Source organism: Alcaligenes sp. RM2 (assembly GCF_052931795.1).
Genome location: NZ_JBRFIO010000007.1, coordinates 20,002 through 41,907 on the forward strand (window position 1 = coordinate 20,002; position 21,906 = coordinate 41,907).

Here is a 21,906-nt window from a genome sequence, read left to right on the forward strand (position 1 = left end):
CCGTCCTTGTTAATTGACTGACGTCCGTGATCCGGACCTTCCACAGGAACTTTGTTTATGGCCAGTACGCTTGCTATTGTTGTCTCGCTTTTGCTGCTGATGTTCTTCGCTTATCGGGGGGTGACGGTTCTGTTGCTGGCTCCCTTGATGGCCGCCCTGGCTGTGCTGCTCTCGGGGGACTCCGGGTTTTTGTTGCCCATCTACACATCCACCTTCATGAGCGCGCTTAGCGGCTATGTGCTTCAGTTCTTGCCCATCTTCTTGTTAGGTGCCTTGTTTGGTCAGTTGATGGCGGACTCCGGTGCGGCTCAGGCGATTGCTCAGTGGATTACACGCAAGCTGGGACATCGTCATGCTATTGCCACCATTGTGATGGTGTGCGGCGTACTGACTTATGGTGGGGTGTCCTTGTTCGTGGTGGCCTTTGCCATCTATCCGATCGCCAAGGATCTGTTTCGCGCCGCAGGCATCCCCAAGCGTCTGATTCCCGCGTCGATTGCTTTGGGCTCCTTTACCTTCACCATGACGGCTCTGCCTGGCACGCCTGCCATTCAGAACGCGATTCCTATTCCTTATTACGGCACTAACGTGTTTGCTGCACCGGGGCTGGGGATTATTGGTGGTTTGATCATGGCTTTGGGTGGCTTGTGGTGGCTGCAGTCGCGTGCGCGCAAAGCTATTGCGAATGGCGAAGGCTATGGCGACCACGGTCAGGATCATTTTGATGCCAGCGACGATCACAGTACGCATGGTCAGAAACCCATGCCTATCTTCCTGGCTATCTTGCCGCTGATTCTGGTGATTGGCGTCAATGCCTTGTTCACTTATGGGATTTTCCCCGGCACGAACTTCGAGTTCATGGCCGAGCGCTTCCCTCAGGTTGATCCTGCCAAGATTACGGGTCTGTGGGCACTGATTATTGCCTTGATTACCGCAAACCTGGTGCTGATCATCAGCCGTCTGGGTCACTGGAAGAGCCTGCGGGAAAGCATCAACAAAGGCGTGTTCGGTTTTATGCTGCCTTTGTTCAATACCGCGTCTGAAGTCGGTTACGGTGCGGTGATTGCCAGCCTGGCAGGCTTTGCGATTATTCGGGACTTTGTGTTGAACGTGGCTCCGGGTAATCCGCTTATTTCTGAAGCAGTCGCCATGACGACATTGGCCGGGATTACAGGCTCGTCTTCAGGTGGTTTGAGTATTGCCTTGCAGACGTTGGGTTCGGATTATTTGGCGATGGCTCAGCAAGCTGGCATCAGCCCTGAACTGCTGCACCGAGTGGCGGTGATGGCAGCGGGCGGTCTGGATACCCTGCCCCATTGCGGCGCGATCATTACCTTGCTGTCCATCTGCAAGCTGAACCACCGTCAGTCCTATGGCAATATCGCCATGGTGACAATGGCTGCTCCTATCTTTGCGCTGATCACCGTGATTACGTTGGGTACGATTTTTGGCAGCTTCTAGATTTTCTTCTTATCAGTGCATCGAGCCAGCCCATCGGGCTGGCTTTTTAGTCCACATGGAGACAGCCGACACACCAGGACCGTAGAGTCAGGACTTTAAAACCACACCCAAGAACCATTTAAACCTGCCTAAGTAGAAACACCAGCAACAACAAGCGCTTCCATAAGCAACTGATTTACAACAATAAAAATCAACATAACATAAACAATATAACCATTATCACGCTATTTTCAGATATTCTCCGCCACTATCAGAAATGCTTCATGCCTATGAAGCTAGCCAGCTAACTAAAAATAATCAGGTCCCGCTACGCCATCTACAAAAAAGGCGAGGCGAGGTCCTACCTGATACGAAGATTCGGAGACACACATATGAAATTTGGCCAAAAGCCCAACTTCGGGTTCTGACACGTCCCCATCATCAGCCACGCTCAACGATGCTGTACGACTACGCATCTGAAGGCGGAATGTTGCTCTCAATATCGCGACGTATCTTTTATTATCCGGAGGTCCTGCATGAGCACAGCGCCTTTTAATCGGCGACAGTTCCTGAAGTTTAGTGTCGTATCCGGCGTATCCATTTATATGGCGCCTTTTATACCCAAGGCAGCACAGGCCACACTTCTGGGAGAACACGACTCCCGCCCTACGCCCTGGAATAGCGTAGAGCGACAAGTACCCTTCAAGATTGACGGTACGCGACAAGTCACCGGCAGCAAATTTTTTGTACGTGACATTCGCGCCAAAGATATGCCCGGTTGGCCAGAGCATCAGGCTCACGCCTTTATCCTGCGCGCCGCTCAAGCTGATCATCGTTACATCGGCCTGGACCTGGAAGCGCTAGGTGCCGACCTACAGCCCGATATATTGATCCAGGCCCAGGACCTCGCCAAGGCACAACTGGAACTGCCTGACTACTACAACGACGAGATGCTACTGGCCACCGGTAAGACGGCACGCTTTTTAGGGCACCCGGTCGCCATCTTGATCTACAAAGACTTTGATCGCTACCGCCGCGCTAAAAATGCCAGCAAGAGATCCGCCGTGCTGAAGTATGGAGACAAGACAGGCTTCAGGGAAATAGATGCCTATGGTGGGGCACGCTATATCCGTGTGGAGGGCGATACTCCAGGGGCCGACGATATATTCTCCAGCATGAAGGACGGAGTCGTGTTTCCGGAAAAAATTCAGGGAAACTCACCTGTATGGCCGTCCAGCAAGGGAAACACCAATACAGCGAAGGCCATCGCCTTGAGCGAAGCGATGCAAGAACGTTTCGACCAAGCGCCTGATGACTGGCTCGTGTTCGATGGTGAGTACTACTCCCAATCGATCGACGGCGCCCCTTTAGAACCGGAGTGCATCAATTGCTGGTATGACAACAAAAACAAAGAGCTGCAAATGGTGGTCGGCTCCCAAACCCCGGGGGCGGATGGTGCAGAAGCTGCGGGCATAGTGGCCGCATCCCAATTTGGTTTGGAGAACATCATTGTCCACCCCTGTACGGCCACAGGTTACGGGGTCAAGGAGCACAGCGCTTTCAACCACTACGGAGTTGTTGCTGCCCTGTTTGCAGACAATATGCCCGTACGGCTAGCCAATGACCGCTTTGAGCAGTTTCAAGCTGGTCAAAAACGACACTCCAACCGCATGAACAACCGCATTGCTATCGACAGAAAGAGCGGCAAGATCATGCAGTACCAGAGCTTTAGCATAACGGACGGTGGAGGCAGGGCTACGTGCAGCTGGGCGGTCACCACAGGCGGTGCACAAAGCGCACAGGGTATTTACTATCTGCCCAAGAGCGACTCCTGGGGAATTGCACTGGCCTCGCGCGCGGTGGAGGCCGGCTCCATGCGTGGTTATGGCAAGGGACAGACCATGACTGCCATGGAACTGATGTTGGACGAAGCAGCCGCTCGCCTGAACATGGACCCCATCGAATTACGCCTCAAGAACGTCATGCGCAGCGGTCAGAAAAATATGGAAGGAGGGATTCCGGCGGGCTCCCTGCGTGCCAGGGAGATTTTAGAAAAAGCACATCAACATCCATTGTGGACCGGGCGGGACAAGAAAAAGAAAGAGTTTGAAGCCAGTAACCCAGGCAAGCTGTATGGCGTGGGCTTTGCCTGCGTTATGAAAAACTATGGCACCGGCGCGCAAGGAGACCATTCTGGTATCGAAATTGATGAGCAAGGGCAAGTCCACCTTCGCACCTCTACGGTAGAAATTGGTACGGGCTCGGCAACGTCCCAAGCAGTGATCTGTGCCAAGTGGGTTGGCCGCGCTGCCCACACGGTAAAGGCTTCACATCTTGACTGGCCCGAGCTGGATATGCAGGCTACTCACAACCCCTACACCTTAAAACAGCCTGATCAAGACAAACATCAAACCAATCCACGCTGGACACCGGTTCTATCCTCCGGCTCCTACGCCAGCAGCTCCTCCTACTTTGGTTCTCACGGCACCTCGGAAGCGGCTCGCTTGCTGTTTCTGTATGGACTATGGCCAGCCGCCCTGTCCATCTGGGGGGAAGGTTACGGTGGTGGTCAAATCGCCCCCTTGACCGTACGCCCTGAAGACGCCAGCTGGACCGACGATGGCCTGCTCAGCACCGGAGGTCTGGAACCCCTCACGCTGCCACAACTGGCCAAGCGCGCCCACGAGCTGGAATTGGTTACCGGTGTTGTGCTGCATGCGTTTAACCGCTACCAGTGGGCCGAGGCCGACTTTGAGGTAGCTGGCCAAAACCTGCGACTACCGCTGGATGGGCTGGCACTGCGCCATGGAGCAGGCACCAAGACCGAACAGGCCAAGGCGCGTAATGGCTATCAGCGACTGGAGCGTCGCAATATCAGCTACCCGCCTGTGTCACGTCGTCGAGGCGGTTACCTGTATTACTCCGCCGTTGGCGTGTTAACGGAAGTGGAGATCGACAGCAAAAGTGGTGAACAGACCTTATTGTCAGCACATACGTGGATCGACTGCGGCAAGCCCATCGTGCCCCAACTAGTCATGAGTCAGGCCGAGGGGGGGTTAGCCATGGGATTGGGTCAGGCCTGGTTCGAGGATCTACCGCTGCACGAAGGTGGCCCCGGCGATGGCTCCTGGAATTTTCACCGCTATCGCCTACCTCGCGCCAAGGATGTGGCCGTCTGGAACACCAGTTTCGAACTACTGGACCAGATTTCCGAGACGGACTCTCCCAAGGGAATTGCCGAAGTGGTGATGATCCCCATCATTGCTGCCGCTGTCAGCGGTGTTAACCACGCTACAGGACAGTTCTTTCGTGAACTGCCTGTGACCGCAGAAAAAATCAAGGAGCGCTTGGCATGAGCAGCCCCACTAAGACCTTACACCTCAACATTAATCGGGTGGACTTGCAAACAATGGACGTCAGCCCAGATCTGCCCATGATCGACTTTCTGCATGAGCATGCAGGGCTGACCGGCACGCATTTGGGCTGCGGAATGGGGATTTGCCATGCTTGTGTTGTCATCGTGGATCACCCGGACGGACGTAGCGAAGAGATACAAACGTGCATCACACCAGCCAGTTACTTTGAGGGCAAAAAAATACGCACGATCGAGGCCCATGCCCAGCGGGATGCACAGGACAAGGTCACGCAACTGCACCCTGTACAACAAGCCTTTTTGGAGCACTTTGCCTTTCAGTGTGGTTACTGCACCCCCGGCTTTGTAAATGCGGGAATTGTGCTGTACGAGTCCCTGCAAAAGCAGCCCGTTTCACGTGAACAAGTTGAAGCCAAAGTATCGGAAGGTTTACAAAACCATATCTGCCGCTGTACGGGCTATGTCCGTTACCACCAAGCAATGAGGGATCTGATTCTCGCCACTCCAGGCATGGTCAGTTAAGTCACAAAGGCTGCGGGGGATCTAGCTGGTGATCCCCTGGCAACTGCACGGCAAAACTCTGGGCTCAGCCACGCTGGTATCGAGGCGTTCGAGTACTCGACAGTACGCCTTCCGTTGCAACGCCATCTGTCTGCTCGTGTCACATGGTTAGCTAGATGGAGGGCTAACATCGCGCAGTACAGTGCCTCGATGCACACGGCTCCTTTTACCCTGTGCTAGGATTTGGATCTATGGCCGCATATTCTCAAGGCCCTCTATCAGGAGCACACCATGAACTACACCTACACCCTTAACGAGTTAGGCACTGAAGCGATTCGTCAGTTTGTTCTGGATCGTGGTCAGCCTGATCTGAACCTGCAGGCTTATATCGCCGCTGCCGAAGTAGAGGCCGATAATTTCAATGCGGGCGGCAGCCAGCGCGGCCAGATCGAGATCGATTCCAACTGCAGCAAGGATGGTTTGACGCATACCCTGCTACTGGAAAAACACTGGTTTGCGACCCAGCCTGTTCCTGAGGCGCCCAGTGAAGACAGCTTCTTCTAAATAGAAGCTGGGCTTGTCTGTCAGTTCACAATCGACTGACTGTTAGACAGACACAAGCTCAGCTATCGGCCCCTCGCCTCTCTATAGATATTGGCCCAGGTAAGCCCAAACCGCTGCCTGGGCCTCAAACTGTCTGAGGGACCAATAAGATTCATATAGAAACTGGGCATATTGCCGCATGATCTGATGCATTCGGATGCCGGAACATTATCAGAGGAAAACCCGTCGCTGGCGTTCCAGGAGTCAACCAGTCCGCAAAGCAGGGCCCTACCCGCCCTAATCCACCTGCAAACCAATCTTGTAGGCCAAGGCCCCAAATCGGTCGATGTCGCTCCAGATCATGGCCTTGAAGCCACTGGCTTGTGCTGATTCATTGCCTTCTTGCGGCGTATAACCCAATGCCAACAACTGCGATTGCATGGCCGGGTCCGTCAGGGCTTTTTGCACGACGCGGTTCAGCGTATTGATAATGTGTTCAGGCGTGTGAGACGGGGCCAACAGGCCGTGCCATTGGTCCAGCTCGAAATCACTATGACTGACTTCAGCCACGGTTGGCACTTTAGGCAGAACGGGGCTGCGTTGGGCAGAGGTGACGGCCAGGGCGCGCAAGTGTCCGGACTCGATCAAGGTAGCCGCGCTGGACAAGGTCACAATGCCTAAAGGCACCTGGCCCGCGACCACATCGTTCAAAGCGGGGCCGCAGCCGCGATACGGGATATGCAGCAAGGCCGTGCCTCGCAAGTCATAGAGCATCTCTCCGGCCAGATGCTGAGGAGTGCCATTTCCGCAGGACGCATAAGCCAAGGCCGGTTCGGACTGCTGCTCCAGAACTTGTTCCAGATTCTGAATATCCGAGCCGTGTCCGGTCACGATCACGGAGGGCACAAATCCTATATTCGCAATCGGCGCAAAGTCTTCTTTGGGTTTGAAGCCCAGGTTACGAAATACGCCAGGATTGATAGCGAAAGAGCTATTGGCCATCAGCAAGGTGTAGCCGTCAGCGCGAGCATAAGCTACCGCCCGCGCACCAATATTGCCGCTGGCACCAGGTCGGTTGTCGATAATAACGGGTTGGCCCAGCGCTCTTTCCAGCCTGGGGCCCAGTTTGCGGGCCAGCAAGTCGGTCCCGCCGCCAGGCGGAAAGGTGACGATCACGGTAATCGGCTTGAGGGGATATTTCACAGCCTGCTCGGCTGCCACCTCCCTTGCCTGCGCCGCTGGATTACCCAAGCCTAGCGCCACCAAGCCCAGCAAGGCGGCTGCTGCCGCCCGCTTACCCACCTGAAAACCCGCCATGACAGCCAACACGTTTCTCTACTCAAGCGTCCAGACCAATATCCAGTACACGTGCACTGTGCGTAATCCAGCCCACTGCGATTCGGTCTACACCGCAACGGGCTATTTCTACGGCTGTTTCAGGAGTGATACGGCCAGAGGCTTCTGTTTTGGCTCGGCCTGCGACGCGGGCCACGGCCTCGGTCAAGGTTGGGGTGTCCATATTGTCCAGAAGAATGCTGTCCACACCCAGTTCCAGCACTTCATCCAGCTGCTCCAGAGTATCGACTTCCACCTCAATGCAAACCAGATGACCAATATAGGCACGGGCTGCTTCCACCGCGGCTTTGACGCCCCCGGCAACGGCGATGTGGTTGTCTTTGATCAGTACCGCGTCATCCAGACCAAAGCGATGGTTGCTGCCGCCCCCGACTCGAACTGCGTATTTCTGCACAGCGCGCAGACCGGGCATGGTTTTACGGGTGCAAGTGACTTTCGTGCCGTAGGGCGCAATCGCGCGGGCAATGGAGGCAGTTGCCGATGCCACGCCACTTAAATGCCCCAGGAAATTCAAGGCGCAGCGCTCTGCCGTCAGCATGGAACGGGCCGAGCCGCTAATGACCGCAATCTGCGCCCCCGGAGTCAGGACATCGCCATCTTGCAGTTGGGCCTCGAAGCGCAGCGTAGGGTCCAGCAAGGTAAAGGCCAGACGAGCCAGATCCAGGCCAGCCAACACACCTTCCTCGCGGGCCACCAGGCGCATTTGCGTGCGCGTTGCTGCGGGAACGATAGAATCCGTCGTCAGATCACCAGCGCGACCCAAGTCTTCTTGCAAGGTGGCGCGCACCAAGGGTTCCAGGATGACGTCGGGCAAGGAAGGAATACGGTGAGCTCGTGTCTCTGCAGCTTGCGCTGTCGGCTCGGAGGCGTTAATTATGCTCATTATGAGTATTTAAATCGCTAAAAATAAGGCCTAATGGCACGGTGCATTTATGCTATTCCTGAGCATAAGCACTGTCAAGCCATAGGCCCGCTTTTTAACGCGCTTGTTTTGCCAGCGGCAATTTACTGCCCGAGATGGCCCGTTCAAACAAAACGTCTCCACGAAAGCGAAACAATTTGGCGGGTCGGCCTGAACCACCCACACTCATGGCGCCGGTTTCTTCCACCAGGGCTTGCTGTTCAATCAAACGGCGAAAGTTCTGCTTATGCAGTCCCCGCCCTGCCAAGGCTTCCACGGCCTGCTGCAATTGCAGCAAGGTGAATTCTGGCGGCATCAGTTCAAACACAACAGGACGGTATTTGATTTTGGCGCGTAGACGTGCCAAGCCAGTGGCCAGAATACGGCGATGATCGTGACGCATGCCCAGACCCAGCTCGTAATGCTTGCCCAGCTCTTGCTGTTCACGCTGGCGACGGCGACAGGACTCGGGCAACAAGCCCGCTTCATACAGCAGCTCGTAACGCTGCAAAACAAAGTCCTCGTTCCAGATCGCCCCTTCCAGGCCAAAACTGTAATTGACGCGCTGGCGGCGCAAGGCCCGCAAGGATTCGTCCTGCTCGCACCAGTCCAGCAAGGCAGGCACGATGGTTTTCTGAATAATGTCCGGTGCACCATCGCGTCGGTCTTCCCACGGGAAGTAACGGTAGCAGTCCTGCCAGATCACCTGGGCTACATCCGGCTGGCCAACTTCACGCGTCAGCCCGACATAGCTGACCGACACAATACGCGTGCCCTGCGCGTCAAAACGATCCCTGTCTGCAAAGGTATACAGCTGCTCCACATACCCCACCGGGTGATGGGTTTGGGTTTCCACCCAATCGCGCAGCCCCGTTTGCAAAGAACGGTGCGTGTGCTGAAACGGTCCGGCGGGCAAGGCCTGCCCGGCATCCGTGGTCAAGACACGAGGCTCACCATCGGTGACAGCCACTAAAACAGCCACCAGCTCAGCACTGACTACAGGTTCCTGCGTATCGATCACATATTCTCCTTCTGAATCGCGCCAGCGCGCATCTGGCGGATTATAAGCGAGGCCCGCCCTGCTCCGGCGGGCGGCAGGGACGCTATCCGAAATTACAGTGGGTACCTTATTTTCAGATGCTCAAATTATGACCCATGAACATCTAAGCCTAAAGAAATTCGCCTGCCTGCCGTTAAGCGTTTGAACTGTATGTGTTTGCCATAAATGACAAGCAAGCGCTCAGTCAGAGGCCGGATCAGACAACAGTTTCACGCTTTGTTCTGCTCCGCCATTCGCAAAAATAGAAGGTTTCTGACAATTCAGGTCGATCACGGACAGACAGAAGCCTATGCCCCGTTTTTGCATGGCCCATGCGGGCTTGACGGCCCCCCGCGTCCCCTTTGTTGTTCTCCTCCAGGATGATGAATGCGTAAGAATTTCCCCATTACCCAGGACGAGGTTCGCGTCCGGGCCGATCAGTACCTTATTTCAAAAACTGACCTGAAAGGTCGGATCACCTACGCGAATGCAGCCTTTATTGCGATCAGTGGCTTCACCCGTGAGGAGCTGATCGGCAAGGCCCATAACCTGGTCCGCCACCCCGACATGCCCCCCGAGGCTTTCCAGGATTTCTGGGATACCTTGCAAAGCAAGCGCCCCTGGATGGGCGTGGTAAAGAATCGCCGCAAGGACGGCGGTTTTTACTGGGTGTACGCCATGGCGGTGCCTATTTACGAAAATGGCACCGTCGCTGGCTATGCTTCGGTACGCGTAAAACCCAGCCAGGAACAAATCGACGAGGCCGAAAGCCTGTACGCCGCCATTAATGAAGGCCGCGCCAAAGGTGTACGCCTGCATGAAGGCCGTGCTGTGCCTACCGGTTGGCGCAAGGCCTTGAGTCAGTTGCGCCGCCCTTTCAGCAACTCCTTGCGTGCCAGCCTGTTCCGTATGGGCACCCTGGCTCTGGCCACGACCGGCACCGCCTTGTACTTCGCCCTGACGGGGGGCGTACCTCAAGGCTCGGGTTTGTGGCTGACAGGTGGCTTGTGTCTGGCCAGTGCCGTGATGATGGGTTACGGCTGGCTGATTGCCCAGCGTGTGATCCGCCCTCTGGACCAGGCCTCCCTGATCGCCCAGCAAATTGCCACCGGCAACTTGCAGCTGGATATTGACATCAACTCCAGCGAAAGCAATTCGGAAATTGGCCAGCTCTACTTCTGTCTGGATTTGATGCGCAAGAGTCTGGTGGGGATTGCCAGTGATGCACGCACCGGGATTGATGCCTCTATCCATGCGGCCCGCATTCTGGAAGTCAACAATACCAATCTGGCATCACGCACCGAAGATCAGGCTGCGTCCTTGCAGGAAACCGCCGCCAGCATGGAAGAACTGACGGTAACCGTGCGTCAGAACGCAGATAACGCCAATCAGGCCAGCCAGTTGGCCGATGCCAGTATGCAGATTGCTCAGCGTGGCGGCGAAGTGGTCAATGAAGTGGTACAGACCATGCAAGGCATTCACGACAGCTCGCGCCGCATTGGCGATATCGTCACCGTCATTGAAGGCATTGCCTTCCAGACCAATATTCTGGCACTGAACGCGGCGGTGGAGTCGGCCCGCGCCGGTGAAGCAGGTCGTGGCTTTGCCGTGGTGGCTGGTGAAGTGCGCAGTCTGGCCCAGAAGAGTTCCCAAGCTGCTGGAGAGATCAAGAACCTGATTGATGCCTCGGTAAGCCGTATGGCCGTGGGTGCCGAACAAGCTGCCCGCGCGGGCGCCACCATGGGTGAGGTCGTGGACTCGGTAAAACGTGTCACGGATATTATTGGCGAGATCTCCACCGCGTCGATCGAGCAGGCCAGCGGTCTGGATCAGATCAACGAAGCGATGGCCAAGATGGATGGAGTCACCCAGCAGAATGCCGCCCTGGTACAGGATCTGGGCAACACCATGAGCGACCTGGCCTCCGAAGCCTCCGAGCTGGCCGATGCCATCAAGGCCTTGAATACCGGCTCTGTCGATTCCAACCAAAGTGCTCCTGCTTTGGCTCAGTTGAGCAAGGCTCCCACCATGCAGGTACTGTCCTACCAGAACACGCAGCCCTTTCAGGTTCAAAGTGCCAAAACAGCGAACGCCCGCCTGGAAGCGATTCGTCGCTAAACCATAAAATCAGGATCGGCAGCGGCTCTGCTGATCCTGATAAAACTGACAGCTAGACAAAACAATAATTCCGGGATCGGTTTTGATACCCGGAATACTTGAAAATAATAATTAATAATAAAATCAAGGAAGTAGACCACTGCAACCTTGCTCTGAAACCCTGGATTCTGCTTGTCATTACATTGACACATTTAGACTCTAATGCAAATACCAGGTAACAAAATTGAGTCAATATGAAACATAATGATCTGTCCTTTTCCGCCTACGTCTTTAACAGGGCCAGATCATGCGTGAAAACCAAGCCATTACGTCTCATGAAACACAGGTACCCGAAAAAACCTATTTAATCTCCAAAACAGACCTGAAGGGGCGCATCATCTACGCCAATCCGGTCTTTATCGAGGTTAGCGGCTACAGCCATGATGAGCTGATCGGGGCACCCCACAATATCGTGCGTCATCCCCACATGCCGGCCGTGATTTTTCAGGATTTATGGCAGACCCTCAAGCAACAACGATCCTGGTCGGGGCTGATCAAGAACCGCCGCAAAGACGGCGGCTTTTACTGGGTGAAGGCCCGCGTCATTCCTTTAATAGAGAATGGCCGCGTCAATGGCTATGCCTCGGTACGGGTACGCGCCCAGCCCAAAGAGATCAAGGAAGCAGAATATCTGTACCACTCCATCCAGCAGCAAGGGTTGCGCGGCTTTCGTCTGCATGAAGGCCAGTTGCAAGCCAGAGGCTGGCGCTCTGCCCTGAACACCCTGCTCCAACCCTTGAACCGCAGCCTGCGCGCCAGCTTGCTACGCTTCGGGATTCTGACAGGCGGCCTGGTGACGCTAAGCGCCGGTTTGCTACTGGGCAGCGGCGCATCCGGCACCTATCTGACCGCCGGGCTGGCCTCGCTGGGGGTGCTCAGTCTGGCCACCTTGGCCTACGGCTGGATCGTGACCCAGCGCATGATGCAGCCCCTGCACAGTGCCACCCATATTGCTCAACAAATTGCGACGGGCAATCTGCTGATCGACCTGAACCCGCAACACACCCGTAGCCAGGAAATTGCACAGCTGTATTTCTATATGGACATGATGCGCAAGAGCCTGCTGAGCCTTGCCCGCGATGTGCATCAGGGCATTCAGGCTTCTCTGGATGTATCTACACAGATTGAGGACGGCAACCGCCAACTATCCCACCGTACCGCCGCCCAATCCGGCTCCTTGCAGCGCACGGCCGCGAATATGGAGCAGTTGACCATGAATGTGCAGCAGACCGCGGACAATGCCAGGCTGGCCAATCAGCTGGCCGACCAGAGCCTGTCTACCGCACGGCGTGGAGGCGAAGTGGTGCAGGACATGGTCAGCACCATGCAGGACATCCACAATAGCTCCGAGCGCATTGGCGATATTGTGTCGATTATTGAAGGGCTGGCGTTTCAGACGAATATTCTGGCGCTGAATGCAGCCGTGGAATCCGCCCGTGCGGGCGAGGCAGGCAAAGGTTTTGCGGTCGTGGCTGGTGAAGTACGCAGTCTGGCGCAGAAAAGTGCGCAGGCCGCCGGGGAAATCAAGAACCTGGTGGAAGACTCCTTGAAGCGCATGGCAACCGGCGCCCATCATGCCAAACGGGCCGGTTCTACCATGGATGAAATCATGCAGTCTGTCTCCGATGTGACGCATCTGATCAGCGAAATTTCCACGGCCTCCAATGAGCAAGCCAGCGGTTTGGCGCAGATTAACGACGCTGTCTCCACCATGGACAGCGATACCAATGACAACGCCGATCTGGCTCGTAATTTGGGAGTGACAGTGCATGAGCTCAGCCGTCAGGCACAAGAGCTGAAACTGTCCATCCAGCTTCTGAATACGGGGTCGACTGGCCGTTCTACCTACGCCCCCGACCCGAATGCCACCCAGGAGCCGGTTCCCTTGCTGAAAGTTGCCTGATAAGAAAGCCGTGGGGGCAAAGCGCTGAGCGTCTCGCTGCCCCGCCCCTTCCTACTCCTGCCTCGATAAGGCAGCGGATTCAGCCCACTCGGGTCAGAAATGCTCTGCCCTGTTTTCCAGGCACGGCCAAGGCGCTGACAGGACGCTGATCTGGCAGGCTCTTTTTAGACCAAACCCAGTAACAGAATCGCGTGCAGGCCTACGCCAACCAAACCGCCCACCACCGTGCCATTAAAGCGTATGTATTGCAGATCCGTGCCCACGGTCAGCTCCAGCTCGCGCACCAGTTGCCTGTCATCCCATTGACGCACGGTGCGCGAGATATGGTCTTTGGCCCCTTCACGTAGTTGCTCGGCCAGGCCCGCTGCTGCGGACAGCATGTGTTCATTCAAGGTTTCACGCAGCGTCGCATCCGTATTCAAGCGTGTCCCCAAATCCTGCGCCACCTGACGCAGATGAGCCGCCACAGAAGAATCCTCTTTGGCCAGATCATTGCGCACAACACGCATCACATCCGTCCAGACGCCATCAATGTACTCACCCACATCTTTATGATGCAAAAAGCGCTGCTTGATCGCCTCTACCTGCTCCATCAAGTCCGGGTCCTGACCCAGGCGCTGGATATAGTCGTGTACCCATTGCTCGTAATCCTTGCGCAAGGGGTGCTCGGGCTCGCTCAAAATGGTTTGCACTTCATCCACCAGAGCCCGCGCCAGACGGTCGGCCATCTTGCCCGATAACTCGTCTACCGAAGTCACTACCCCGACCATGGCCAGCAGCTTGGGCCACTCCCGCTGAGCGTAGCGCACCAATACATCAGCCACACGCTGTTTGACTGCCTCGTTGGACAAATAGCCACCCAATTGCTGCAAGACTTCGTCCAGCAGGCGCTGGTGTCGGGCATTGCGCGTCAACAAGCCCAGAATCTGGGAGCTGGAACCGGCCATGTCCACCCGCATCAAGTAACCACGTACGCCATCGGTCAGTGCTTGTTTAACGCTGCGCTCGTCCAGCAGGCGCAGAGCCTCGCCCATGGCAGTTTGCAAGGCACGGCTGACACGTTCGCTTTGTTCAGGTTGCGACAGCCACTGCCCCAAACGCGCTGCCGGGTCCAGGCTGCGCAGCTTTTCCAGCAACATGGCGGAGTCCAGAAAGTGGTCGCGTACAAAGACGCCCAGGCTTTCACCCAGGCTGTTTTTCTTGTTGGGAATGATCGCAGTATGTGGAAACGGCAGGCCCAGCGGGTGGCGGAACAAGGCCACGACGGCAAACCAGTCTGCCAACGCACCGACGGTGGCGGCCTCGCTAAAGGCACGCAACCAGGGCCAAAATCCGGCAATGGGCGCCGCCTCGCCCTGCCGCATCATGGCGTGGCTTAGCAGGAACAGGCAGATAGTCAGCGCCAGCAAAGCCAATGCGCTGCGCTTCATGCGACGCAGGCGGCGTTCGGGCGAGTCAGGGCGAGAGGATGATGTAGACATTTCCACAGTCTATGCGTAGTTCAATAGCCGCATGCAATAACCTCTTATTGTGAGCCAATCTTGCTGTCCTGCGCAAAACCCTCGCACGAGGAGAAGTGTCATAGTCCTTTCACCTTAAACCACTAGCATGAGCGCTACCCCTACAACTCAGCCTTGGCGCTATTTATCACTATGAGCAAACATATCTCCGACAAGACTGTTCGTAACGCTAGTCAGAACACCCCTTTTAGTGAAATCCTGGAACGAAGCATGACTCGCCGCGCCGTGATGCGCGGTGGCCTGGCAGCCGCCCTGGCCACCATGAGCAGCTTTGGTCTGGCTGGTTGCGATAACAGCAGCACAGGAGGCAATTCCACTGATAACGGCGGCGAGAACCCGAAACCCGGTCCCGGCCCTGATCCGGAACCACCAGCAAGCGTCAAACTGGGTTTTGAATCCCTGCCCACCTCCATGACCGACGGCTGTGTCGTACCTCCCGGCTACATCGCCCATGTACTGGCCCCATGGGGTACGCCAATCAATGACAATGCCCTGCCCTGGGACAAGAACGGCAATAACAGCTCCAACGACTTGCTCAACTCCATGGGCATGCACCATGACGGCATGCACTTCTTCCCTCTGGAAGGAAGCTCTACCGAGGGCTTGCTGGCCGTCAACCACGAATACATTGATGAAAAAGCCCTGCACCCCAATGGGCCGACCCTGGTCAATGGCAAGCGCCCGGCAGAAGAAGTACGCAAGGAAATCAACGCCCACGGCGTGGCCATCATCCATATTCGTCGTACCAATGGCCGCTGGGACATCGTTCAGAACTCGCGCTACAACCGCCGCTTCACCTCGGCCACGGCCATGAAACTGGCTGGCCCTGTGGGTGGCACGGACTGGGTCAAGACCCCCTTCTCGCCCAACGGCACGCAAGTGCGCGGCACCAACAATAACTGCGGTAACGGCACCACGCCCTGGGGCACCTACATCACCGCTGAAGAGAACTGGGCAGCCTGCTTTGTAAACACTGGCAATCGTGATGCAGCCCAATTACGCGTGGGCGTATCGGCTGGCCCAACTGGCCGCTACAAATGGGAAACCGCCGCCAAGGACCCTTCGGAAGTCCTGGGCGAATTCGCCCGCTTTAACGTGACCGCAACAGGCGCCAGCGCCACCGAGGACTGGCGCAACGAAGTCAACGGTTTTGGTTACCTGGTCGAGATCGACCCTTACGACCCCAGCAGCATTGCCACCAAGCGCACCTCCATGGGTCGCTTCGCCCACGAAGGCTGTGCCTACAGCAAGCCCGAAGCCGGCAAACCCCTGGCTTTCTATAGTGGCGACGATTCGCGCTTTGAATACGTTTACCGCTTCGTGTCCGAAGCCAACTGGGACCCGAAAGACGCCCAGCGCACGGATCGCCTGGCCGTGGGCGCCAAGTATCTGGACAAGGGCACGCTGTACGTGGCCAGCTTCAAGGAAGATGGCTCTGGCGAGTGGCTGCCGCTAACGGGTACCACAGTGGGCAAGAATGGCCGTACCCTGGCAGACGAGTTTGGCAGCCTCGACGCCATCCTGATCAATACCCGGGGCGCCGCTGACTTTGTCGGTGCCACCCCGATGGATCGACCCGAGTGGACGGCTACCCACCCCAGCAATGGCGACATCTACCTGACGCTGACCAATAACACCAGCCGCAACGCGTCCACTGGCACCAACCCCGCGAACCCGCGCCTGAACAACGTCAACGGTCACATCATCCGCTGGCACGACGAACCCGGTTCAAACAAGTTCAAGTGGGATATCTTCGTATTCGGCTCGGACTCGGGTGCGGACGCAGACACCAACCGCTCCGGCCTGACCGACCTGAACCAGTTGGCCAGCCCCGACGGCCTGGGCTTCGACAGCCGTGGCATTCTGTGGATTCAGACCGACAACGGCATCGACGGCGGACGCAAGAACAATGTTGCGCGCGCCACCAACGACCAGATGCTGGCCGTGATTCCAGGTGCCTTGGCGGACAGCTCGGGCACCGGCCCGGCCATCAACGCCAGCAACCAGTCCGATCTGCGTCGCTTCTTTGTAGGCCCGAACGAAGCCGAAATTACCGGCTTTTCCATGACGCCCGACCACACCAGCCTGTTCCTGAACATTCAGCACCCCTCGAACTGGCCGGCCTACGACACGCATGACGCCACGGTAGTCAGCATGAACACGGTACGCCCGCGTTCTTCGACCGTCGTCATCCAACGTGCGGATGGCAAGCCTATTGCCGTGTAAGCGCAAGGGCGGGTTCCTTATTTAAATCCGCCCAAGCCAGTTTTTTCTTAAGTTTTTACAATGCGGGGCCGTCAATAGATGGCCCCGCTGCTTTTTTTGACTGCGCACCTCAAACAAGGCCTCTGGATTGTCTGCTGCGGCACAGCGCTATCTGCTCCATTTCCAGGCAGCGAACTGGAAAAATCAGAATTCAGAGTCGGAAAACGAAAGCAAACAGGCTGCTCTGCACACCGGGTCGTCATGCTTGAAGCCGCGTAATTCAAGGCTTCAAGACAAAGCTGAGAAAATTTTCTCAACAGGCCCCTAAAGAGTTTTTTGCCCCATCCGTTAATGGTGCTGTACAGGAAGAACGCAGTGTGTCGAATGCGCGATCAGCCCTCTGGGGCCTAGCAGAACGCCAACGCTTTCCTGGGCAAAGGGCGAAACCGTTTCGCCGCTCTACTCAACATTGGGAGTTACCATGTCTGTTATCAATACGAACTCGCTTTCCCTCGTTGCCCAAGGCAATCTGAGCAAATCGCAAGGCGCACTGGGTCAAGCCATTGAGCGTCTGTCCTCCGGCCTGCGCATCAACAGCGCTAAAGACGACGCCGCCGGTCAGGCTATTGCCAACCGTTTCACCGCCAACGTGAACGGTCTGACACAAGCTGCCCGCAACGCCAACGACGGTATCTCTATCGCTCAGACAACCGAAGGTTCGCTGAACGAAATCAACAACAACTTGCAGCGCATCCGTACTCTGAGCGTGCAAGCCACCACCGGCACCAACTCCGAAACCGACTTGGCTTCGATCCAGGCTGAAATCAACCAGCGTCTGGCCGAAATCAACCGCGTTTCCGAACAAACTCAGTTCAACGGCGTGAAAGTCCTGGCCAAAGACCAGTCCCTGGCCATTCAAGTTGGTGCTAACGACGGCGAAACCATCTCGGTTAACCTGAAAAAGATCGACTCCGAAACGCTGAACTTGAAAGATCTGGACGTTTCCAAACTGGCCAAGAAGTTCGACGCTACCAAGTTCGAAATGAAAGCTGCTGTTGCTGGCACCACTACCGGTCCAGCTGTTGACGCAGTTATGGGCGATGCCAACACCTTGGTTACTGCAGCTAACGGCGGCACCGTTCTGACACAAACCACTGGCGCAACTTCCACCAACTACATCCTGCACGAAGGCAAGGTGTACGCTGCTGGCACCATCACCGCCAACGTAACCGCCAACACCATCTCCGTGGCTCGTGGCGCTGAAGTGACCGACAAGGAAACTTTGTCGCTGGTCGCTCCTCTGGCATCGATCGACGCTGCTATCCAGGACGTGGACAACCTGCGTTCCGACTTGGGTGCTGTGCAGAACCGTTTCGAGTCCACCATCGCCAACCTGAACAACACGGTTACCAACCTGTCCGCTTCGCGTTCGCGTATTGAAGACGCCGACTACGCAGTCGAAGTCTCCAACATGACTCGTGCTCAGATCCTGCAACAAGCTGGTACGTCGGTTCTGGCCCAGGCCAACCAAGTTCCACAAACGGTTCTGTCGCTGCTGCGTTAATCAGCCGCCGCACACCGGGCCGACAGGTTTACCCGTCGGCCAGTTGCACGAAAACCGGATATTGTCTGCAATATCCGGTTTTTTTTGTCCAAAGCCCTGAAAAACCGGCTTATTTCACGCATTGATCCCTAAGCCTGACCGGTATGCTAGCCAGATTTGAACGAGACTTCAGCCCCCTACCACGCCATGTCCTCCTCTGACCGCCCCGTGTCCCCTGATACGCTTTATCAACAAGCCCTCCAGCTATTTAATGACGGCCTGTTCCCTGCCGCCATTGACCTCCTGGAGACGTTGCTGACCCATCACCCAAAGCATCAGGCCAGCCTATCGCTCATCATCAAAGCGCTGATCAACGAAAAAAACCCTCAGAAAGCGCGCGACTACCTGCCCCTGCTCCAAGTCAAAAAAGACCTTGCCGCACGCGACTTGGCGGTGGACGTCTATGTGGCTTGTCGGGACTACGCTTCAGCCCAGACACTGCTGGAAGAAGAGATCAAGCAAAAGCCCAGTGCTGTGGCCTTGTTCAAACTGGCCGAGCTCCATGCAAAGCGTGGTGACCTGGCGAGCTCGCGCGCATTGCTGCGCCAAGCTCATCGGCAAGACCCGAAGAACCATCTGATTCTCGGTAAAGTCATTACCGACGAACACTTCAACCCGGATCTGGATCTGGGCACTATTCGTCAACTGCAGCAGGACTGGCAAAAACGTTTCGCCTACACCATGTATAGCGCGGCTGACACGCGCCGCATCGCAAGCCGGACACTACGAATTGGCCTGCTGTCCGACGGTTTCAGCAACCATCCGGTTACTCGCATGACCAGCGGTTCGCTAACACGCCTGCCTAAAAAAGAGTTCAAGCTGTACGCCTACAGCAGTACCGACAAGCCTGACGAGGTCACCGAACAATTCCGCGAACAATGCCACGCTTGGCACGACATCGCTACCCTGAGCGATGAGCAACTAAACCAGCGAATCCGCCAGGACCGGATTGACATTCTGATCGACATGAGCGGCTATCACAAAGGTAGCCGGCTGCGAATGCTGTCCATGAAACCTGCCCCACTGATCGTGAAGTGGGTCGGCGGATTGAACAACTCCATGGGGCTGGACTACATCAACTATCTGATCTCGGACCGTTTTGAAAGCCCTGAAGGCACAGATTCAGATTACACCGAGAAGCTGATCCGCATGCCCAACGGCTACATCAGCTACACGCCGCCATTCTACGTACCAGACGTAGGACCGGCTCCCCATATTGAAAATGGCTTCATTACGTTTGGCTGCTTCAATAATGCCAACAAAATTAATACCCCCACCATTCGAGCCTGGGCAGCTATTTTAAAAGCAGTACCCGATGCACGCCTGCTGCTGAAAGGCTCCTTGTACGAAGGCGAAGAGTTCACACAGCGCATCAGGGACGGTTTTCAAGCCCAAGGCATTGATCCTGAGCGTCTGGACTTCGAAGGTCAGTCAAATCACCGAAAACTACTCAGAACCTATAACCGCGTAGACATCACTCTGGACCCCTGGCCCTTTTCAGGCGGGCTGACCACGCTGGAATCCATGTTGATGGGCGCGCCGGTCATTACCCTGCCTGGCCTTACTTTTGCAAGCCGCCACTCAACCAGCCACATCAGCAACGCCGGTTATCCACAGCTGGTTGCGCAGTCCTGGGATCATTACGTGTCCCTTGCTTGCCTGTTAGCGCAAGACCATGCTTTGCTAGCCTCCTTGCGCAGCGAAATGCGCCAGTTATTCCTGAATTCACCTGTATGCGATCACAACTCTTTTGCCCAGTCCTTGCGCCAGGGATTACGAGCAATCTGGCAACGTCATTGCGACGGTGCAGCTCCTGCGGCACTAAGTATCCAGGCAAATCATCAAGTTCGCTTTGAAGACCAGGATAACGCCCAGCTTGCCGTGCCCTTGCAGGAAACGGATGACGACCAGGGCTTCAGTTTCGAGCTGACCAGCCCCATAGTTGTGATCGACCACGGTGCCCGCCTGGTTCAGGATGCAAAGTTCGAGCAGCTCTACGCAACTGGGGCCCTGCATGTCATTTGCTTTGACCCGGCAGCGACTACCCGGGACCTGATCCTGCCCTTGAACCGCGATCGGCTGCAAATCGTTCAGCAAGCCGTACTGGGACATGGCGGGGTCGTCAATTTCCAAGCTCGTATGGACAACGGGCAAAGCGGCACCTTGCCGCCCGTACTGAATGCCACCCCTGAGCTGGCTCAGTTTGACCTGCCTTCTATCCGACTGGATGATCTGGACCGGGATGCACCTATCGATTGGTTGATGCTGGCTGACAACTACGACAACCACGCCCTGCTCGGCAATGCTACCCATACCCTGGAACAAGCCCTAGCTGTTTCCATCAAAGTGCATTTTGCACCGGGCGATGCGCAGCAGCTGGACTTGTCACAGGCTCGCGACCTGCTTGCACCGCATGACCTAGAGTTCTACACACTCACAGCCTTTGATTGCGAAAGCGGCTACACCGACGAGCAGCTCAAGGAAAGCCACAGTGGCAGCCGCACCCGTTCAGCCATAGCCCTGTTCTTGCCCCGCAACACGCAAGATCTTCCTTCCGAGCGACTGGAAAAACTGGCGTTTATTCTGCACGCCTACTTTGGGGCTCACGACTACACCCAGCGCTTGCTGACGCAGCACCAGCACCCCAAGGCCGAGGACTACCTAAAACAGGCCCGTTTGCGCAACCTGCCCAGCATGAAGATTCCCGACACCCCGGCCATGACCTCCGCCGAAATCGAGTTTTTTGAATCCTGCCTGGATCAGGCCCAGCATTACTACGAATTTGGCAGTGGCGGCTCCACCAAACTGGCCGCAAGCATGGGCCTGCTCGTTCATGGCGTAGAAAGCGACCGCCGCTGGCTGGAACAACTGCACGCTGAAGTAGGTGAGGCCTGCAAGGTCAATCATGTGGACATTGGCCCTACCAAAGAATGGGGCTACCCCGTGGACCTGCGTGCTGCGGATCAATTCCCCAACTACAGCCGCTCCATCCACACCCAGGACCTGCCCTTTGACCTAATTCTGGTCGATGGCCGCTTCCGCGTAGCCTGCACCCTGGAAAGTATCGAGTACGTGCTCGAAAAAGGAGATCCCGCCTCGGCACGGATCTTCATCCATGACTTCTGGAACCGTGAGTTCTACAAACCCGTCCTGGAATTCCTGAACGCCGAAAAAACCGTTGAAACAGCGGGCCTGTTCAAGATCAAGGCCAACATCAATCGGGCACAACTCCAGGCAGTAAAAACTGCTTTCCAGCAGGATTATCGTTAAAGCGAATCTGGCCTTTCCTGACGGTGAATTACAGGAAAGGCCAGATTTTCAGACCAACCGTATTCAACACAGCACCTAGACCACCAATACATCGT

13 protein-coding genes are annotated in these 21,906 nt (G+C 56.1%); 9 read left to right on the forward strand and 4 right to left on the reverse strand.

Annotated features, from left to right (window positions below):
* Positions 1 to 57 precede the first annotated feature (57 nt).
* The 4 genes from ACU6HM_RS17635 to ACU6HM_RS17650 all read left to right on the forward strand — a co-directional run bounded on the left by ACU6HM_RS17635 (position 58) and on the right by ACU6HM_RS17650 (position 5,878).
* Positions 58 to 1,461: a GntP family permease gene (locus ACU6HM_RS17635; RefSeq protein WP_035269147.1), complete on the forward strand. Its 1,404-nt coding sequence runs from the start codon at positions 58 to 60 to the stop codon at positions 1,459 to 1,461.
* A 515-nt stretch (positions 1,462 to 1,976) separates the two neighbouring features.
* Positions 1,977 to 4,796 (forward strand): xanthine dehydrogenase family protein molybdopterin-binding subunit, encoded by a 2,820-nt coding sequence (locus tag ACU6HM_RS17640; RefSeq protein ID WP_446764149.1) that lies wholly within the window; start codon positions 1,977 to 1,979, stop codon positions 4,794 to 4,796.
* Positions 4,793 to 5,335 (forward strand): (2Fe-2S)-binding protein, encoded by a 543-nt coding sequence (locus ACU6HM_RS17645; RefSeq protein WP_009458347.1) that lies wholly within the window; start codon positions 4,793 to 4,795, stop codon positions 5,333 to 5,335. The genes ACU6HM_RS17640 and ACU6HM_RS17645 overlap by 4 nt, the downstream gene beginning before the upstream one ends.
* A gap of 270 nt (positions 5,336 to 5,605) precedes the next feature.
* Positions 5,606 to 5,878: a hypothetical protein gene (locus ACU6HM_RS17650; protein WP_009458345.1), complete on the forward strand. Its 273-nt coding sequence runs from the start codon at positions 5,606 to 5,608 to the stop codon at positions 5,876 to 5,878.
* A gap of 276 nt (positions 5,879 to 6,154) precedes the next feature.
* On the opposite strand, the gene ACU6HM_RS17655 is transcribed toward ACU6HM_RS17650, so the two are convergent.
* From ACU6HM_RS17655 to ACU6HM_RS17665, 3 genes are all read right to left on the reverse strand, one after another.
* Positions 6,155 to 7,174 carry a tripartite tricarboxylate transporter substrate binding protein gene (locus ACU6HM_RS17655; protein ID WP_446764164.1) on the reverse strand — a complete coding sequence of 340 codons (1,020 nt, stop codon included), beginning with the start codon at positions 7,172 to 7,174 and terminating at the stop codon, positions 6,155 to 6,157.
* Positions 7,175 to 7,196: 22 nt separating this feature from the next.
* Positions 7,197 to 8,096 carry a carboxylating nicotinate-nucleotide diphosphorylase gene (gene nadC / locus ACU6HM_RS17660; RefSeq protein ID WP_250756960.1) on the reverse strand — a complete coding sequence of 300 codons (900 nt, stop codon included), beginning with the start codon at positions 8,094 to 8,096 and terminating at the stop codon, positions 7,197 to 7,199.
* 94 nt (positions 8,097 to 8,190) lie between these two features.
* Positions 8,191 to 9,135, reverse strand: a complete 945-nt coding sequence (locus tag ACU6HM_RS17665; protein WP_021446810.1) for an NUDIX hydrolase — start codon at positions 9,133 to 9,135, stop codon at positions 8,191 to 8,193.
* A 405-nt stretch (positions 9,136 to 9,540) separates the two neighbouring features.
* On the opposite strand from ACU6HM_RS17665, the gene ACU6HM_RS17670 reads away from it, so the two are divergent.
* Positions 9,541 to 11,271, forward strand: a complete 1,731-nt coding sequence (locus tag ACU6HM_RS17670) for a methyl-accepting chemotaxis protein (protein ID WP_009458338.1) — start codon at positions 9,541 to 9,543, stop codon at positions 11,269 to 11,271.
* 286 nt (positions 11,272 to 11,557) lie between these two features.
* Complete coding sequence (locus ACU6HM_RS17675; RefSeq protein ID WP_446764150.1) at positions 11,558 to 13,213, forward strand: methyl-accepting chemotaxis protein; 1,656 nt, start codon at positions 11,558 to 11,560, stop codon at positions 13,211 to 13,213.
* Between the two features lie 164 nt (positions 13,214 to 13,377).
* Here the strand turns inward: ACU6HM_RS17675 and ACU6HM_RS17680 are convergent, their stop codons facing one another.
* On the reverse strand, positions 13,378 to 14,694 hold the full coding sequence (locus ACU6HM_RS17680; RefSeq protein WP_115634970.1) for a DUF445 domain-containing protein: 1,317 nt from the start codon (positions 14,692 to 14,694) through the stop codon (positions 13,378 to 13,380).
* A gap of 171 nt (positions 14,695 to 14,865) precedes the next feature.
* On the opposite strand from ACU6HM_RS17680, the gene ACU6HM_RS17685 reads away from it, so the two are divergent.
* The 3 genes from ACU6HM_RS17685 (at position 14,866) to ACU6HM_RS17695 (ending at position 21,811) form a co-directional block, all read left to right on the forward strand.
* Positions 14,866 to 16,959: a PhoX family protein gene (locus tag ACU6HM_RS17685; RefSeq protein WP_446764151.1), complete on the forward strand. Its 2,094-nt coding sequence runs from the start codon at positions 14,866 to 14,868 to the stop codon at positions 16,957 to 16,959.
* Positions 16,960 to 17,419: 460 nt separating this feature from the next.
* Positions 17,420 to 18,502: a FliC/FljB family flagellin gene (locus tag ACU6HM_RS17690; protein WP_250756957.1), complete on the forward strand. Its 1,083-nt coding sequence runs from the start codon at positions 17,420 to 17,422 to the stop codon at positions 18,500 to 18,502.
* Positions 18,503 to 18,658: 156 nt separating this feature from the next.
* The gene (locus tag ACU6HM_RS17695; RefSeq protein WP_446764152.1) at positions 18,659 to 21,811 is read left to right on the forward strand and encodes an O-linked N-acetylglucosamine transferase, SPINDLY family protein; all 3,153 of its coding nucleotides are present in this window, start codon (positions 18,659 to 18,661) and stop codon (positions 21,809 to 21,811) included.
* Positions 21,812 to 21,906: the final 95 nt, after the last annotated feature.

What these genes read in the sequence shown, in the direction of transcription:
- ACU6HM_RS17670 (WP_009458338.1), top strand. Translation starts at nt 9,541, where the DNA reads ATGCGTAAGAATTTCCCCATTACCCAGGACGAGGTTCGCGTCCGGGCC.
- ACU6HM_RS17645 (WP_009458347.1), top strand. Translation starts at nt 4,793, where the DNA reads ATGAGCAGCCCCACTAAGACCTTACACCTCAACATTAATCGGGTGGAC.
- ACU6HM_RS17655 (WP_446764164.1), bottom strand. Translation starts at nt 7,174, where the DNA reads ATGGCGGGTTTTCAGGTGGGTAAGCGGGCGGCAGCAGCCGCCTTGCTG.
- ACU6HM_RS17690 (WP_250756957.1), top strand. Translation starts at nt 17,420, where the DNA reads ATGTCTGTTATCAATACGAACTCGCTTTCCCTCGTTGCCCAAGGCAAT.
- ACU6HM_RS17675 (WP_446764150.1), top strand. Translation starts at nt 11,558, where the DNA reads ATGCGTGAAAACCAAGCCATTACGTCTCATGAAACACAGGTACCCGAA.
- ACU6HM_RS17635 (WP_035269147.1), top strand. Translation starts at nt 58, where the DNA reads ATGGCCAGTACGCTTGCTATTGTTGTCTCGCTTTTGCTGCTGATGTTC.
- nadC (WP_250756960.1), bottom strand. Translation starts at nt 8,096, where the DNA reads ATGAGCATAATTAACGCCTCCGAGCCGACAGCGCAAGCTGCAGAGACA.
- ACU6HM_RS17680 (WP_115634970.1), bottom strand. Translation starts at nt 14,694, where the DNA reads ATGTCTACATCATCCTCTCGCCCTGACTCGCCCGAACGCCGCCTGCGT.
- ACU6HM_RS17650 (WP_009458345.1), top strand. Translation starts at nt 5,606, where the DNA reads ATGAACTACACCTACACCCTTAACGAGTTAGGCACTGAAGCGATTCGT.
- ACU6HM_RS17685 (WP_446764151.1), top strand. Translation starts at nt 14,866, where the DNA reads ATGAGCAAACATATCTCCGACAAGACTGTTCGTAACGCTAGTCAGAAC.
- ACU6HM_RS17640 (WP_446764149.1), top strand. Translation starts at nt 1,977, where the DNA reads ATGAGCACAGCGCCTTTTAATCGGCGACAGTTCCTGAAGTTTAGTGTC.